This is a genomic window from Streptomyces pallidus (ex Mingjun et al. 2026) (assembly GCF_051550185.1).
Classification (GTDB): Bacteria; Actinomycetota; Actinomycetes; order Streptomycetales; family Streptomycetaceae; genus Streptomyces.
Genome location: NZ_CP196181.1, coordinates 3027969 through 3042388, shown reverse-complemented (window position 1 = coordinate 3042388; position 14420 = coordinate 3027969). Strand labels below are relative to the sequence as shown.

Sequence of the window (14420 nt, the reverse complement as noted above, 5' to 3'; positions counted from 1 at the left end):
TCCATGCCGCTGCCCGACCCGTCCGCCTCCCGCGCTGTGCTCATCGGCGTCAGCCGCTACCACTCGCTGACGGAGCTGCCGCACGTCGCCCGCAACCTCGCAGACCTGCGCGCCGTGCTGACGCGGCCCGCCTCCTGGAACCTGCCGGAGGCCCACTGCACCGTGATCGCCGAGCCGTCGAGCCAGGAGGAGGTCCTCGACGCCATCGCTGCGGCCGCGGCCCAGGCCACGGACACCCTCCTCGTCTACTTCGCCGGCCACGGCCTCGTGGACTCTGACACCGACGAGCTGTTCCTCGGCCTCCCGAAGGCCCGGACCGGGCACCCGTACACCGGGATCGAGTACCGGCACCTGCGCCCGGCCGTCCTGAAGGCCCCGTCCCTGCGCCGCGTGGTGGTCCTCGACTGCTGCTACAGCGGGCTCGCCGCCAACGCCATGAGCGGTGGCGCGGACCTCGCCACCCACGCGAAGGTCGAGGGCGTCTGCCTCCTGGCAGCCGCCCATGCGACGGCCCTGGCCAAGGCCGAGCCGGGGGAGCGGAACACCGCTTTCACGGGAGAGCTGCTCCGCGTCCTCGAACGCGGCGTGGTCGGCGGCCCGGCCCTGATCGACCTCAACACCCTGTACGAGCAGGCACGCGCCCGGCTCGTCGCCCGCGGCCTGCCGGAGCCCCAGAAGAGCGACCTCAACACGGCCGGCGGCCTGGGCGTGGCCCACAACGCGGCCTACCGGCCCAACCTGGCGAAGGAGGAGGCAGCCGAGCCGGAGTCCGAGCCTGACCCGGACGCCGAGGAGCCGGCCGTGCGGTACGTCCGCCGCAAGGGCGGCGGGTGCGTGGTGCAGCTACTGGTGGTCGGCCTGTTCGGAGCCCTCCTCGCCTTCTGGAGCCTCGTCGCCTACGGAGACGTCACGACCTTCACGACCGAGCTGTCGCAGGCGAACCGGAACGGACAGTCGACTGACGGGGTGTACGCGCGGGTTCCCGACGTTGTCTTCGGCTCCTCCCTGCTCCTTGCGGCGTTCGTCGGCTGGATGGGTGTGCGGCGCTTCCTGGAGCCCTACGGCCTGGAGGTCTCCGCCGACGAGGTCACGCTCGTCCGCGGGAAACCCGGCCAGCCCCGCCGCCGGTACCGGTACGCCTGGCACCGGATCTCCGAGGCCCGGCTGGCCTGGTGCCCGCACCCGTTCTCCCGCACCAGAGGTACGTACTACCTCGTGCTGGACCTGCTGCCCGAGACGCCGAGGCGCAGCTACCTGTTCCTCGGGCGGGCCCGCGTCTCCCGGCGGCTCGGCGGGGTGATCGCCGCCGACGTCTCCCGGCTCGACTGCACGCCCGAGCAGATCGGCAAGGTGCTGGAGCGGTTCGGCGGACCGGTGTGGAAGCCGTACCGGGACGCGGAACGTCCGCCACCGCACGTGGCCCGGCGGCCATCGCGCCGGGCCCCGGCCGAGGAGTTCCGCCGCACCACGCGCCGGGCCCGCCTCGCCGTGCTGGCTCTGCTGCTCGCCGCCGTCACGGCGACACCGACGGCGCTGTCCTTGACCGGACCACCCCGGCGTCTCGGCGTCCTCGACGCAGTGCTGCTGGGCCTGTGGACCCTGCTCCTGTGCGTTCCGGTACTTCCCCCCTTGTTCTGCCTCTGCTTCCCGGGTGTCCTCACCCTGGACGGCAGGGGCGTGACCTACGTGCACCGGGGCCGGACCGCCCACTGGCCGTGGAGCGCCGTCGCACAGGTGGGCGTCGTGTCGTGGCGGCGGGGCAACGCGTCCAACGGCGCCCTGTACGTGCGACCGGTCGACCCGGCCGCCGAGGGGCGGGCTTCGCGGAGGGGGCTGCCGTGGCGGGTACCCCGGCTGGGCGGGGTGATCGTGTGCGACCTGTTCTCCCTCGGCGCCGGACGGGCCGAGGTCGAGTCGGCACTGGAGCGCTTCGCCCCGCACGCGTGGGATCGCCACGTGCGTCCCGAACACGGGGTCGTCCGCGACGACCAGGACGGGGTCCGGTTCGAGGGCAGTGCGCCGGGCTGGCGCACGCTGGCCGCGTGCGTGGGGTCCGTGTGCGCCGTGTCCGCCCTCGTCGGCAGCTCTCCGCCGCACGGCGGGGGCGCGGCGCTGCTCCTGCTCTACACCTGCTTCGTCGCCGTCTTCCCGATGCCGTTCCTCGTCCGGGACCGGTTCGCCCTGGTCCTGGACCCGCAGGCCCTCACCCTGCAGGTGCGAGGCCGCAGCCTGGACATTCCGTGGGAGGACATCGACCTGGTGACTCGTAGGACCACCGACCTGCGGGACCCTGCCAGGCGCCAACTGGTCGTGTGGTTGCGGGAGGGGGCGGCCGCGCGGTACCGGCGCATGTGGCGCTTCTACGTGGCGCGGTCCGGCGGGGAGCTGAGGGTGCTCCTGCTGGACGCGAAGGAACAGTTCCTACCGCTGCCGCGCGAGCGGGTGGACGCGGCGCTGAAGCGGTTCGCGGGGGACCGGTTCCGGTAGGGCGGTGGTGTCGGTGGTCCCGTCTAAGGTGCGGTGATGACAGCACTGAGGATCATTGCCGGGGACGCGACGAGTCCGCAGGCCAAGGGGCCGAAGATCATCGCGCACGTCTGCAACGACATCGGCGGCTGGGGCAAGGGATTCGTCCTGGCCCTGTCGAAGCGGTGGCCGGAGCCCGAGGCGGACTACCGGGCCTGGCACCGCGGCCGGGCCGGGAGCGACTTCGGGCTGGGTGCGGTCCGGCTGGTCCGGGTCAAGGACGACACCTGGGTCGCCAACATGGTCGGCCAGCGCGGCATCCGCACCGGCAGCGCGGGCGTCCCGATCCGCTACGACGCCCTGGAGCGCTGCCTGGCCGCCCTCGCCGGGTACGCCGTGGAGCTGGGTGCCTCCGTCCACATGCCGCGGATCGGCTGCGGGCTGGCGGGCGGCAAGTGGTCCCGCGTCGAGCCGATGGTCACGCAGGCGCTGTCCGAGCGGGGTGTCGCGGTGACGGTGTACGACCACCGGGGTTGACGCCTGCTGGGCCGTTCGCGGGAGGGCGGATCGATTCGGCGCCGGGCGGCAGTGACCTGCGGTGCGGGGTGCCGGAAAGGTGGTTCCTGCACGTTGTTGCTCCTTGTGAGGGGAACCCCATCCATGCGTCTTCGCAATGCCGCCGCCGCCGCGTTCGGTGCGCTGACCCTTGTCCTGACGATCCCCACGTCCGCCGTCGCCGCCACGGGCCAGTTCACGTACGTGTACTCCGGGCTCGACGGGCGCCCGCGGGTCGGCGTCCTGGAGAACCCGGTGAGCCGCGAGTGCTTCACCCTGCCGGAAGTCGCCGACCCGGGCTCCAGCAGCCCCGCCCACTCGCCGCGCAACCGGACCGACTCCACGGCGACCGTGTTCACCGAACCCGAATGCCGGGGCGACCTGTTCACCCTGCGCCCGTACACCGGGTACGGGTCGGAGCGGCTGAAGCTGCGGTCCGTCTTCTTCGGCTGATCGGGCGCGTCGGGGCTCGGCGGGGACGGTGCCGTCCGTCCTCGTCGACTCATCGTGACGGTGTGGCGGGGGCTTCGCTCCGGGCGTGGAGGGTCTTCGTCAGGACGCCGCCCAGGACGATCAGGGCTACGCCCAGCCACCACAGGTCGCCGTCGAAGACGAGGACGGCGATTCCGATCGGCACCAGCAGGCCGGCCACCGGCAGCATCAGCGAGGCCACGTTCGGCGGCTCGCGGCTCAGTCCCTTCGCCTCCCGGGCGGCGCGGGCCCGGACGACGTCCGGGTACCAGGCGGTGAACCGGAGGGCGGCGACGATCGCCAGGATCGGGATGATCCACTGGGTCCACATGTTGTCCGGGCTGCGCAGGACCAGGTCACCGAAGAGACCGGCCAGGCCGGACACCAGGAAGGCGGTCCCCCACGCCCCGGTGATCACGTAGTTGGTCCGGATGAAGTCGCGGGTGTGCCAGATGGACGGGTCGGCCTGTTCACGGGCGTACTGCAGGGTGAACGGCATGCCCACGGCCATCGAGCCGAAGGCGATCGCGGCGAGGGTGAAGGTCGCGACCTCGCCCGCGTACGTCTCCAGCCAGGTGCGCGTGCCCTCGCTCGCCAGGGCGCCGATGACGGTCAGGGTGCCGAAGAAGACGACGTCGGCCAGTTCCAACAGCTTCCACGAGCTGCCCCGGTTGGTGACGCGGCCCAGGACGACGAGGGCGACCGCAGCCGCCAGGGAGATCCCGACCGCCCACTCGAACCGTCCCGGTCCCGCCAGGAGCGAGAAGACGATCCACGGCGACATCCCGACGACGGGGTTCTCCAGGAGCCCGGACAGCGCGCCGGTGGCCGTGCCGGGTGTCTCGGTTCCCATCCCTCCAGCGTGCGCGTTCGTCGTCCGGGTGGCCATTCGGGTGCTGGCGCCCCTGCACCCCGCCCCGGGCGCCGGGGTACGGGGGCCGCCTGCGGCGACGGTCAGTAGTCGGCGGTGTTGAGGAGCCGGTTCGGGGTGTTGTAGCTGAGGCGGCTCAGGATGTCCTTCGTCGACTGCTGCTCCAGGAAGGACGCCACCTGGTCCGGGGTCTCGTCGGGGTGCGCCGCCTTGTAGAGGGCGGCGACGCCCGTGACGTGCGGGGCGGCCATCGAGGTGCCGTCCATGGACACGCTGCCGCCGGACAGGCGCGCGGAGACGATGTCCTGACCGGGGGCGTAGAGGGCGACGCACTGGCCGAAGTTCGAGAAGTCCGTCTCCTGGTCGTTGCGGTCGGTGGCCGCCACCGTCACCGCGCGGGACGCCGAGGCGGGGGAGACGTTGCAGGCGTCCTGGGCCTCGTTGCCGGCCGCGAAGACGGGGAGGACACCCGCGTCGAAGAGCGCGTCGGCTGCGGCGTTGACCGCGGTGGAGCGGCTGCCGCCCAGGGAGCCGTTCAGGACGGCGGGCTGCTTGGCGTTCGCCGCGACCCAGTCGAGGGCCGCGATGATCCCCGAGTAGGAGCCCCTGCCGTCGCAGCCGAGGACGCGGACGCTGACCAGGTTCACCTTGGTGGCCACTCCGTACGTCCGGCCGCCGACCGTGCCCGCGACGTGCGTGCCGTGGCCGTGGCAGTCCAGGCCGCCCCGGCCGTCGCCGACGGCGTCGAAGCCCGCCCTGGCACGGCCGCCGAACTCGCTGTGCGCGAAGTCGATGCCGGTGTCGAGGATGTACGCCGTCACACCGGCGCCGTTGCCCTGCACGGTGAACTGGCCGTCCAGCGGCAGCTGCTTCTGGTCGATGCGGTCCAGCCCCCAGGAGCCGGCCACGGCCCGGGGCGCGGGCGCGGCGGCCGCCGGGACGGGCGGGGCCGTCAGGGCCGCGTCCTCCTCCACCGAGGTCACGCCCGGCAGCACCCGGATCGCCTTCAGCTGGGAGGCGGTGAGGGGCGCGGCGAACCCGCGCATCGTCCTGGAGTACGTGAACGACGGCTTCACGCCCGCCACCGCGGCGACCGCGGTCGGGTCGGCGGCCTTGTCGAGGGTGACGATGTACTGGCCGGGGATCGCGTTCGCGGAGGTGTGCAGCGGGACCGGGGTGGGCTCGGGGGTGTCGGCGGCGGCCGCACCGCCGAGCGTGGCGGGGGCCAGGGCGACCAGGGCGGCAGCGGCGGTCGTCAAGGGCGCGAGCAGGCGCATGGGCAGGGCTCCAGGGGGCGCGGCGGACGGCAGGCGGACTTGAGGCGGGCGGGACGGGCGTCGGAGGGGCGGCGGAGGGGCGTCGCGGGCTGCGGGGCCCTTCCCTGCATCGGTGGTCGTGCGGGCCCGACTTGAACGGCCCGCTCCGTTCGGCCGAGAGCTGCGGGCGGGGGCGGGGAGCGGGGGCGCGCGGGCCGGGGGAACGATTCACCAGGGCTGCGGCGGGCCGTGTCGCCGTCCGGCTCCTGCCCCCGGGCTTCCGGGACGAGCGACGAATCCACCCGTACGGCCGGTGCCCGGCCCGGGGCGCACTCCGGGGCGTGCTCCCGGAGGCCGCCGCCGCGCCGCGGGACGTCGTTGACCGGCGCCGGCCGGGCGTGATCGCCTCGCACCATGCGCACCAGCCTCGGGCGTGCCCTCCCGGCGGCGTTCGCCGCCGCCCTGGCCGCCGTAGCCGCCCTGCCCGCCGTCAGCCACGCCGTCGGCACCCCCGTCGGCCCCGGGACGCGCGAAGTCCGCGCGGTGCCCGTCGCCCCCGCCGACTGGCCGACGTACATCGTCACCGTCGACCGCTCCCTCGACCCGGCCGACGTCGCGGGCAGGGTCGACGGCGTCCACCCGCTCCACGTCTACCGCGACGCCCTGAACGGCTTCGCCGCCCGCCTCACCCCGGACCAGCTGGCGTCCCTGGCCTCGATGCCGGACGTGGAAGCCATCGAGGGGGACGGCACCGCCTCGGCGGACGGGCCCGCAGCGGGGCTCGGGGTGTCCTCGGGCTGAGGGGCGTCATCACGACTGCCATTCGGGGTAGTTGCGCTCCCCGTGCTTCCAGAGGACGCACCTCGGTGCCTGCTGCCCGCCGAACACGTGGTCCTCGGCCAGGTCCTCCCGCACCGTGAGGGTCCGCCCGCTGCTGTCGTCGACGTACCCCTCCACTGCCACCCCGTTGAGCAGCTTGTCGAGCTGCTCGTGCGTCAGCCCCTTCGGCCAGCACGTGCGCGCGTTCACCTTCGCCCCCGAGAAGGAGGTCTTCGGGCCGGTGACGATCGCGTGGCTGAGGTTCGCGCTGTGCAGCGAGGCCTGGCCCAGGTCGGCGTCGGCAAGGCTCGCGTCCTGCAGGTTGGCTCCGATGAGGTTCGCCCGCCGCAGGTCGGCGCGCGCGAAGTTCGCCCCCGTCAGATCGGCGTCCTGGAACCTGGCGCCCCTCAGGTCGGCCCCGGTGAAGTCCGCGTTGTGGAGCGATTTCCCGCTGAAGTTGATGCCCTTGATGTCGTGGCCGGCGACGGTCAACCCGGGGATGCTGTCCGCGCTCTCGACGCTCGCGCGCCAGGCTGCGTTCTCCTGGGACACGCGGATCGACTCACCCAGGAAGAGGGCGGAGAGCCCCACGGCGATCCCACACACCAGCCCGCCCCCGATTCCGGCCAGCACCTCGATCCTGGGCTCCGACTCCGGCTCTTTCGAGGCCATCCGCCAGGCACGGAAAGCCAGGAAACAGCCGAGGACGAGCAACACGGAGGTCAGGGCCCACTGCCAGGGGCCTGCATCGGGCATGGGGAACCTCCCCAGCGCGCACAGGATGAACCGAAGAAGTGATGAACCGGAGAAAACACGGTCCTTTCTTCCTCTATACGCCCCACCGGAACCGTCGGCAAGACGGGCGAGGGCGGGTCGAAGCGGAGGTGTTGGGTCCGGTGCGGTGGGCGACCCCGTGGACGGGGCCAAGATCATCGCGTGCAGAATGACCGGTATGTCGAATGCGAACACCCCGCGGGCGGCTACGCCCGACGATGCGTCAACCGTCAGCACCACCCTGGCCCGTGCCTTCGGTGACGACCCGATGATGCGCTGGTTCTTCCCCGACGAGGCCTCCCGCGAGGACGGCATGCGCCGCTACTTCGCCACCCTCTTCACCCGGCAGTACGGCCGCCACGGCCTCTGCGAGCGCACCGACGCGGCCGCCGCCTTCTGGGTGCCGCCGCACGCGCTCGACAAGGCCGCGCCCGACGCCGCCACCGTCGACGAGCTCCAGGCCGTCCTCGGCGACCGGGCCTCCCTCTTCCGCGACGCCGTCCGGGCGGCCGCCGAGGCACCGCCGAAGGACCCCCACTGGTACCTGGCCGTCGTCGGCGCCGACCCGGCCGCCCAGGGCCAGGGCCACGGCGCCGCCCTGCTCCGCTCGGGCCTGGCCAAGGCCGACGCGGAGGGCATGCCCGTCGCGCTGGAGTCCTCCAAGCCGGACAACATCCCTTTCTACGAGCACTTCGGCTTCACCGTCGTCGCCGAGATGGAACTCCCGGGCGGCGGCCCCGCGCTGTGGGCCATGTGGCGCGAGGCCCGTCCCGCGGCCGGCCGGTAGGGGAACGGGGTCCATCCGGGCGGGGCGCCCGGCCCGCACCGGCACGGCGCCGGGGGCCGCGGCGCTCCGCGGCGGATGCTGGGGCTCCCCTCCCGGAAAGGTGCGCGAGTGAGCGATCCCAGCCGTCGAGGAACCGGCCCGGGCACCCGCGGAGCCCCGGGCCCGGCCCCGACCGCCGGCCCGACGCCGGCCGCGGCCCGGGCTCCGGCGGGTGACGACGTCCCCGCGCCCGGGGTCGTCGGCATCGGGCTCGCGGCGGTGCTCACCTTCGCCCTCGCCCAGGGATCGTGGCAGTGGTTCGCCACCTTCATCGGGGTGACGCTCCTCGCGATCGTGCTCGCCTTCCAGCGGCGGCCGCCGTGGACGCCGGACCTCCGCTCGGGCTACGTGCGCAGCCTCGTCGCGTACGCCCTGGTCGTCGGTCTGTGCGTGGCGATCGCGCTCGCCCCCGTGCTCCAGCGACGGGCCTGGCTGTTCCCGATGCCGGAGACCCGCAGCAGCTGCGCGCTGGCGGGCCGGTACGCGGCCCTGCAGGCGGAGGCCGCGCTGGGCGGCCTGGCCGGCGGCGACGCCGCGGCCCTGGCCTTCGCGCGGGCGGACCAGAGCCGCAGGGCCGTGGCCGACTGCCTGGCGGCCACCACGACCCTGTGGCTGCCCGTGTACGCGGTGGCGGTGGCCGTCCTCGTGGGCGTGGTGGCGTGGGCCCGCGACCGGGCCCGGGCGGCCGGCGCGGCCGGTGCGGCTAGTGGTGCGCGTGGGGTGCGGGGTGCAGGATGACCAGGGGGATCAGGCGGAGGGTGTGCTCCTGGTAGTCGTCGAAGGCGGGCCACAGGGCCGCCAGGGCCGGCCAGTACACCTCGCGCTCGCCGGCCGTCGCCCGGTGGGCCACGGCCGGGCGGACCACCGGACCCACCTGGACGCGGACCTCCGGGTGCGCGACGAGGTTCCGGTACCAGGCCGGGTGCCGCGGGGCGCCCCAGCCGGCCGCGGCCACGACCAGGCGGGGCCCGTCCTCCACGTAGATCAGCGGTGTGCGGGAGGTGCGGCCGGTGGCGCGGTTCAGGGTCGTGAGCAGGAGCGTGGGCACCCCGTGCCAGAGATGGCCGTCTACGCCGCCGGTGCGCACGTAGTCGCGTACGTGGTCCCGGACGAGTTCCGGCGAGGGGTCGGTGGGGTGGTCCCAGTCGACGGTGATCGTCTGCATGCTGCCTCCGAGTAACGACCCCCGGCGGCCTTAACGATCCTTCAGCTCGGCCGGATACGGTCCGTCACACCCATGGCGCAACGCCGGTGGTCCGGACCGCGCCCGGTCCGCCTGCCGCCGCCCCCGTGCCGCCGCCCCCGTGCCGCCGCCGTGCTCGGGCGCGCCCGTCCGGCGCCCGGCGTCCGGATCCCGGCAGATCGAAGCCCCGGCCGGGCCGCCCCGACCGGGGCCGGCCACCCGGGTACCCCGTGTCGTATCGGGACATGCCGGACGAAGGCCGTGAGGACGGTCCGTCGGGTGGTCGACGGCGTCGACGGAAGGTGTGGTGTCCGAGGTGGCGGAGAATCCGGTCAGCGGGCAGGGCGGCGGGGGCGCCGTCGAGCTCGGGGGCTACCAGCAGGAGCTGAAGCGGACGCTGGGCTCGTTCCAGGTGTTCGCGATCTCCTTCGCGTTCATCTCCGTCGCGGTGGGGATCTTCGCCACGTACGCCGACGTCCTGCAGAACGCCGTCGATCGTGATCATGGTCGGCTTGCTGCTCGCGGATGCGGTGGTCTTCCTGATCATGCCGAAGTGCAACCGCTCGGCGCTGGAATCCGAACCGGGCCGGCTCCCGCTCTGACCGGTCCTGCCGGGCGCGGCTGCCGCGGGCCGCCTCCGAGGTGCCGGTCGGCGGTGGCTGGTCGCGCGGTGCCCCGCACCCCTGGTTCCGCCGCCTCTCGCCGCCTCTCGTCCTGCGTCCCGTCGTCCGTCGGGGAAGCTGCGGTGGGGAGGGGGAGGCCCCGGACCGGTGGGGCAGGTCGGGGCCCGGCCGCCGCCTTCGTACGTCCTCCGTTACGGGAGGAAGCGCTCGATGACCGCCTTGCCCTCCTTCTCGATCAGCTTCCGGGCCTTTTCGACCCGCTCCGGAGTCGGGTCGGCGCCCGTCGCCATGACCAGGTCCTCGGGGTCGTACGCGCCCTCCCCGCCGGTGTTCAGCCTGACCGGCCGGGACGTGCCCTCGGGCTGCTGGTCCGATTCGGTTCCCATCGGTGCCTCCATTGCAGTGCCCTGCTTGGTTGCCCCCCATCCTCCGGCCGCGGAGTCATGAACGCACCTCGGCGGCCCGCCGCCCCGGAGCCCGGCGGCTGCGGCCACCGCCCCGGCGGCTACGCGACGAGCGCCGCGACGCCCGTCGCCGCGACGACCGCACCGCAGATCACCAGGTTGACCAGCCGGTGTTCCCAGAACACCGCGACGAACTCGCGGATGGTGGCGCTCGGCCAGAAGTAGCGGGCCGTCGGCGACCCCACGACCTGCCCGTTCACCCCGGCCTTGCGGGCGGTCATCGCGGCGCGGAAGGCGTGGAAGTTGTTGGTGACGACCACGCACCGGTAGTCCGGCCCGGCCTCCGCCTCCATCACCGCCCGGCTGAAGGCCAGGTTCTCGTCGGTCGTCCGGGAGCGGTCCTCCAGCCGGATCAGCTCCGCCGCCACGCCCTGCGCGATCAGCCAGTCGGCCATCGCCCGGGCCTCCGGCAGCCTCTCGTCCGGGCCCTGTCCGCCCGACGGCAGCAGCAGCGGCACCTTCGCGCCGCGCTCCGCCTGCGCGGCCTGGATCCGCCGGCCCTTCTCCAGGCGGGAGGCCAGCAGCGGCGGCACCCGCTCGCCGCCGATCAGGCCGGAGCCCAGCACGACCACGTAGTCCACCTCACTGCGCACCGGGGCCCGCCCGTACAGGAAGGCGTACGCGAGGAAGCACGCGAAGAGGAAGGAGACGTAGCCGACGAGCAGCACCAGCCCGCCCACGGCCGCGTCCATCGCCGGGGAGCCCCGGTCGCCGGTGTAGCCGATCAGCGCGATCAGCCCGAAGATGCCCAGCCCGGCGGAGAGCGACAGCAGGTTGGCGGGGCGGCGGCCCTCCTTGCGGAGCATCGTGATGCCGTTGCCGATGAGGAACACGCCGAGCGCGAGGGTGCCCAGCGCCGGCACCAGCAGGACCAGCGCCACCGCGGTGATCGCGAGCACCGGCGGCAGCGACGGGATCAGGAACAGCACGCCGATCGCGGCCCATATGAGGGTCAGCCCCAGCAGGACGGCGTTCCGGAAGCGCCGCCGGTCGGTCCACACGCTCACCAGGAACAGCAGCAGCAGGACGGCGGCCGGCGCGAAAGCGATCATGCAGCCACCCTATGGCCGGTCCGGCCCGCGCAGATCAGCCCGGAGGAGGACCCGCGCCGGCCGTCGTGCCCGCCCCGGGGAGGAGCCGAAGGGCCCCGACCTCATCGGCCGCGGTACGGGGTCCGGCGTACCGACCGCCCCGCCAGCTCGTTCGTGCGGCGCCCGTCCCGCATCACGAAGCGGCCGTCGACCAGCACGTACGGGATCCCGGTCGGCGGGGTCCGCGGGCTGTCGTACGTCGCCCCGGCCGCGACCGTCTCCGGGTCGAACAGGACCAGGTCGGCGCGGAACCCGACCCGGACCAGCCCCCGGTCCGGCAGCCGCAGCCGGGCCGCCGGCCGGCCCGCCAGGTGCGCCACGCACTCCTCCAGCGAGAGCACTTCCAGCTCGCGCACGTACCGGCCGAGGTAGTGCGGGAAGGTGCCGTACGCCCGCGGGTGCGGCTTCGCGCCGCGCAGGATGCCGTCGGAGCCGCCGGTGTGCACCGGATGCCGCATGATCGCCCGGACGTTGTCCTCGTTCCCGACGTGCTGGAGGACCGTCGTGCCCAGCCGGTCGGCCAGCAGCAGCCGCCGGGCCTCCTCCCAGCCGCGCAGCCGCCGCCCCACCCACGCGCCGTGCGCCGGGTCCGCGGTTCCCGACACCTCGACCGACGGCCAGTCCACGGGCACGCCGTGGCAGCCGTCCGACCCCGTCACCTCCAGCGCGTGCCGGATCCGCTCGGCGACCGCGTCGTCCCGCAGCCGGGCGAGCACCGCCCCCGGGCCGCCCTCGCCGGCCCAGCCGGGCAGCAGCGCGGCGAGGGTGGTGCAGCCGGGGGTGTACGGGTAGCTGTCCAGGGTGATGTCGGTGCCCGCCGCGAGCGCGTCGTCCAGCAGGGCGAGGAGTTCGGGGGCCCGGCCGGCGTTCTCGGGGAAGTTCAAGGTGGCGTGCGCCAGGTGCAGGGCGCAGCCGGTCTCCCGGGCCAGGGCGACCATCTCGGCGTACGCGGCGAGCGCCCCGCGGCCGTAGCTGCGGTGGTGCGGGCAGTGGTAGCCGCCGTACGCGGCCACGACCCGGCACAGCCCGGCCAGTTCGGCACCGGACGCGTACATGCCCGGGGTGTAGGTCAGCCCGGACGACATGCCGACGGCGCCCTGCGCGAGGCCGTCGGCGACGAGGCCCCGCATCCGGTCGAGCTCGGCGGGGGTCGCGGGCCGGTCCGCCCACCCGACGGCGTACGCGCGGACGGTGCCGTGCGGGACCAGGTAGGCGGCGTTGACGGCGGTACCGGTGCGGTCGATCCGGTCGAGGTAGCCGCCGACCGTGCGCCAGCCGAAGTCGGCGTCCTCGCCGGGGCCGTTCCAGCCGGTGACGGCCGCCCGGACCGCGGCCAGGGTCCGGGCGTCGGCGGGCGCGTACGACAGCCCGTCCTGGCCGAGGACCTCCAGGGTGATGCCCTGGGCGGCCTTGGCGCTGTGGTCCGGGTCGTGGAGCAGCGCCAGGTCGCTGTGGGCGTGCATGTCGGTGAACCCGGGGGCCAGGGCCAGCCCGTGGGCGTCGAGGACCGCCCGGCCGCCGGCCCGGATCCGGCCGATCGCGTCGATGCGGCCGCCGTGGACGCCGACGTCGGCCCGGTACGAGGGCCCGCCCGTGCCGTCGACGACGCGGGCCCCCCGGATCACCAGGTCCATCGGTGTCCCCCGGGGGGCGCCGGCCGGCCCGGCCGGATCAGAAGAAGGTGCGGACGAACTCCGTGACGGTGCCGTCCGCCTGCACGACCGGGATCAGCGGCCACTTCTCGAAGATGGTGCACGGGTGGGACATGCCCAGCGCCACCCAGTCGCCCACCTCGACGGCGTCCGCGGAGTCGGTCTCCAGCCAGGCGTGCTGGTCGGACAGCTTCACCACCCGCACCCCGGCGGCGGGCCGCTCCTCGCCGGTCAGGGCGTCGCGGACCAGCTCGGCCACGGGCAGGCCGAGGTCGTAGGCCACGTCCCGCTTGCCCGCGTTGACGAACGCCTGGGTGGGGGACGGCCGGGAGACGACCTGGGTCCAGAGCCGGAACGCGGGCCGCAGCCCGCCCTCCTGGGGGACCCGGTTGAACGGGGTCAGGCGGGTGTACCAGCCGTGGTCGTGGGAGACGTACGCGCCGGAGCGCAGCAGCCGCAGCACAGGCCGCGACAGCTCGGGCAGCTCGGTGAAGACGTCGGCGACGGCGTCGAACCAGGCGGAGCCGCCCGCGCTGACGACGATCTCCTCCAGGTCGGGTGCGAACCGTCCGGCCTTGTCGAACTCGACGGCCAGCGCGGTGAGCCGGCGCAGCCAGGCGTGCACCTTCTCCGGGTCCGCGTCCGGCACCTCGGCCTCGTACCCGGCGACGCCGACCAGGCGCAGGGTGGCGGCGTCGGCGACCGCGTCGGCGACCGCCCGGCAGTCCTCCTCGGTGCGCGCGCCGGTACGGGCCCCCTCGCCCGCCCCGAGCTCGACGACGACGTCGACGACGGCGGCCCGGCCGCGCAGGGCCCGGTCCATGAGGTGGACGCCGCGCACGGAGTCCACGTAGCAGACGAACCGGAAGTCCGGGTCGGAGGCGAGCTCCTCGGCGACCCAGTGCAGGGCGGCCGGGTCGACGAGCTCGTTCGCCAGGAAGATCCGGCGGATGCCGAAGGCCCGGTAGACGCGGGCCTGGTGGGGGACGGCCGCGGTGATGCCCCAGGCGCCGTGCTCCAGCTGGCGCTCGAAGAGCTGCGGGGCCATGCAGGTCTTGCCGTGCGGGGCGAAGGCCAGGTGGTGGCGGGAGGCGTACGCGCCGAGCGCGGTGAGGTTGTGCTCCAGCGCGTCGGCGTCGAGGGTGAGGACCGGGGTGGTGAACCCGCCGGTGAACAGGTCGCGCTGCTGCGCCGCGAGCCCGCCGACGGTCATGGCGGCCCGTTCGGCGTCCGGGGGCAGGCCCTTGAAGCGGTGGTCGACGGGCTCGTCGGCGAGCCCCCGGACTGCGTCGCTGCTGCCCATGCGGATCCTCCTCGCGTTGCCTGCTCTGCAACGTTTGTTACGGGTAGTACCGCCTGCTGTCTAACA

At 74.2% G+C, this 14420-nt stretch carries 14 protein-coding genes; 6 read left to right on the top strand and 8 right to left on the bottom strand.

The features are described from left to right. Positions 1 to 3 precede the first annotated feature (3 nt). From ACSHWO_RS13100 to ACSHWO_RS13090, 3 genes are all read left to right on the top strand, one after another. The gene (locus ACSHWO_RS13100; RefSeq protein WP_438311961.1) at positions 4 to 2487 is read left to right on the top strand and encodes a caspase, EACC1-associated type; all 2484 of its coding nucleotides are present in this window, start codon (positions 4 to 6) and stop codon (positions 2485 to 2487) included. 36 nt (positions 2488 to 2523) lie between these two features. After that, entirely contained in the window at positions 2524 to 3003 is a 480-nt protein-coding gene (locus ACSHWO_RS13095; protein ID WP_438311958.1) for a macro domain-containing protein, read from the top strand. Between the two features lie 123 nt (positions 3004 to 3126). After that, positions 3127 to 3474, top strand: coding sequence for a hypothetical protein (locus ACSHWO_RS13090; protein WP_385837597.1), 348 nt, complete (start codon positions 3127 to 3129; stop codon positions 3472 to 3474). 49 nt (positions 3475 to 3523) lie between these two features. Here ACSHWO_RS13090 and ACSHWO_RS13085 read toward each other — a convergent pair whose 3' ends face one another. After that, positions 3524 to 4345, bottom strand: a complete 822-nt coding sequence (locus tag ACSHWO_RS13085) for a hypothetical protein (protein WP_361100513.1) — start codon at positions 4343 to 4345, stop codon at positions 3524 to 3526. 101 nt (positions 4346 to 4446) lie between these two features. Beyond that, positions 4447 to 5640: a S8 family peptidase gene (locus ACSHWO_RS13080; protein ID WP_385837610.1), complete on the bottom strand. Its 1194-nt coding sequence runs from the start codon at positions 5638 to 5640 to the stop codon at positions 4447 to 4449. 393 nt (positions 5641 to 6033) lie between these two features. On the opposite strand from ACSHWO_RS13080, the gene ACSHWO_RS13075 reads away from it, so the two are divergent. Further along, positions 6034 to 6420 carry a protease inhibitor I9 family protein gene (locus ACSHWO_RS13075; RefSeq protein ID WP_438311954.1) on the top strand — a complete coding sequence of 129 codons (387 nt, stop codon included), beginning with the start codon at positions 6034 to 6036 and terminating at the stop codon, positions 6418 to 6420. Positions 6421 to 6429: 9 nt separating this feature from the next. On the opposite strand, the gene ACSHWO_RS13070 is transcribed toward ACSHWO_RS13075, so the two are convergent. After that, positions 6430 to 7194 carry a pentapeptide repeat-containing protein gene (locus ACSHWO_RS13070; RefSeq protein ID WP_438311952.1) on the bottom strand — a complete coding sequence of 255 codons (765 nt, stop codon included), beginning with the start codon at positions 7192 to 7194 and terminating at the stop codon, positions 6430 to 6432. Between the two features lie 187 nt (positions 7195 to 7381). Here ACSHWO_RS13070 and ACSHWO_RS13065 point away from each other — a divergent pair, with 187 nt between their 5' ends. Together ACSHWO_RS13065 and ACSHWO_RS13060 are read left to right on the top strand one after the other, a co-directional pair. Further along, positions 7382 to 7999 (top strand): GNAT family N-acetyltransferase, encoded by a 618-nt coding sequence (locus ACSHWO_RS13065; RefSeq protein ID WP_438311950.1) that lies wholly within the window; start codon positions 7382 to 7384, stop codon positions 7997 to 7999. Positions 8000 to 8107: 108 nt separating this feature from the next. Further along, the gene (locus ACSHWO_RS13060) at positions 8108 to 8776 is read left to right on the top strand and encodes a hypothetical protein (protein ID WP_438311948.1); all 669 of its coding nucleotides are present in this window, start codon (positions 8108 to 8110) and stop codon (positions 8774 to 8776) included. Here the strand turns inward: ACSHWO_RS13060 and ACSHWO_RS13055 are convergent. The 5 genes from ACSHWO_RS13055 to ACSHWO_RS13035 all read right to left on the bottom strand — a co-directional run bounded on the left by ACSHWO_RS13055 (position 8742) and on the right by ACSHWO_RS13035 (position 14354). After that, positions 8742 to 9203, bottom strand: a complete 462-nt coding sequence (locus ACSHWO_RS13055; RefSeq protein ID WP_361100492.1) for a nitroreductase family deazaflavin-dependent oxidoreductase — start codon at positions 9201 to 9203, stop codon at positions 8742 to 8744. The two genes, ACSHWO_RS13060 and ACSHWO_RS13055, sit on opposite strands and share 35 nt — an antisense overlap. Before the next feature lie 832 nt (positions 9204 to 10035). Beyond that, on the bottom strand, positions 10036 to 10230 hold the full coding sequence (locus ACSHWO_RS13050; protein WP_385837633.1) for a hypothetical protein: 195 nt from the start codon (positions 10228 to 10230) through the stop codon (positions 10036 to 10038). 119 nt (positions 10231 to 10349) lie between these two features. Beyond that, on the bottom strand, positions 10350 to 11360 hold the full coding sequence (locus ACSHWO_RS13045; protein ID WP_438311945.1) for a YdcF family protein: 1011 nt from the start codon (positions 11358 to 11360) through the stop codon (positions 10350 to 10352). Between the two features lie 101 nt (positions 11361 to 11461). After that, the gene (locus ACSHWO_RS13040) at positions 11462 to 13033 is read right to left on the bottom strand and encodes an N-acyl-D-amino-acid deacylase family protein (RefSeq protein ID WP_438311943.1); all 1572 of its coding nucleotides are present in this window, start codon (positions 13031 to 13033) and stop codon (positions 11462 to 11464) included. 37 nt (positions 13034 to 13070) lie between these two features. Further along, the gene (locus ACSHWO_RS13035; RefSeq protein WP_385837649.1) at positions 13071 to 14354 is read right to left on the bottom strand and encodes an alanine racemase; all 1284 of its coding nucleotides are present in this window, start codon (positions 14352 to 14354) and stop codon (positions 13071 to 13073) included. Between the last annotated feature and the right edge of the window lie 66 nt (positions 14355 to 14420).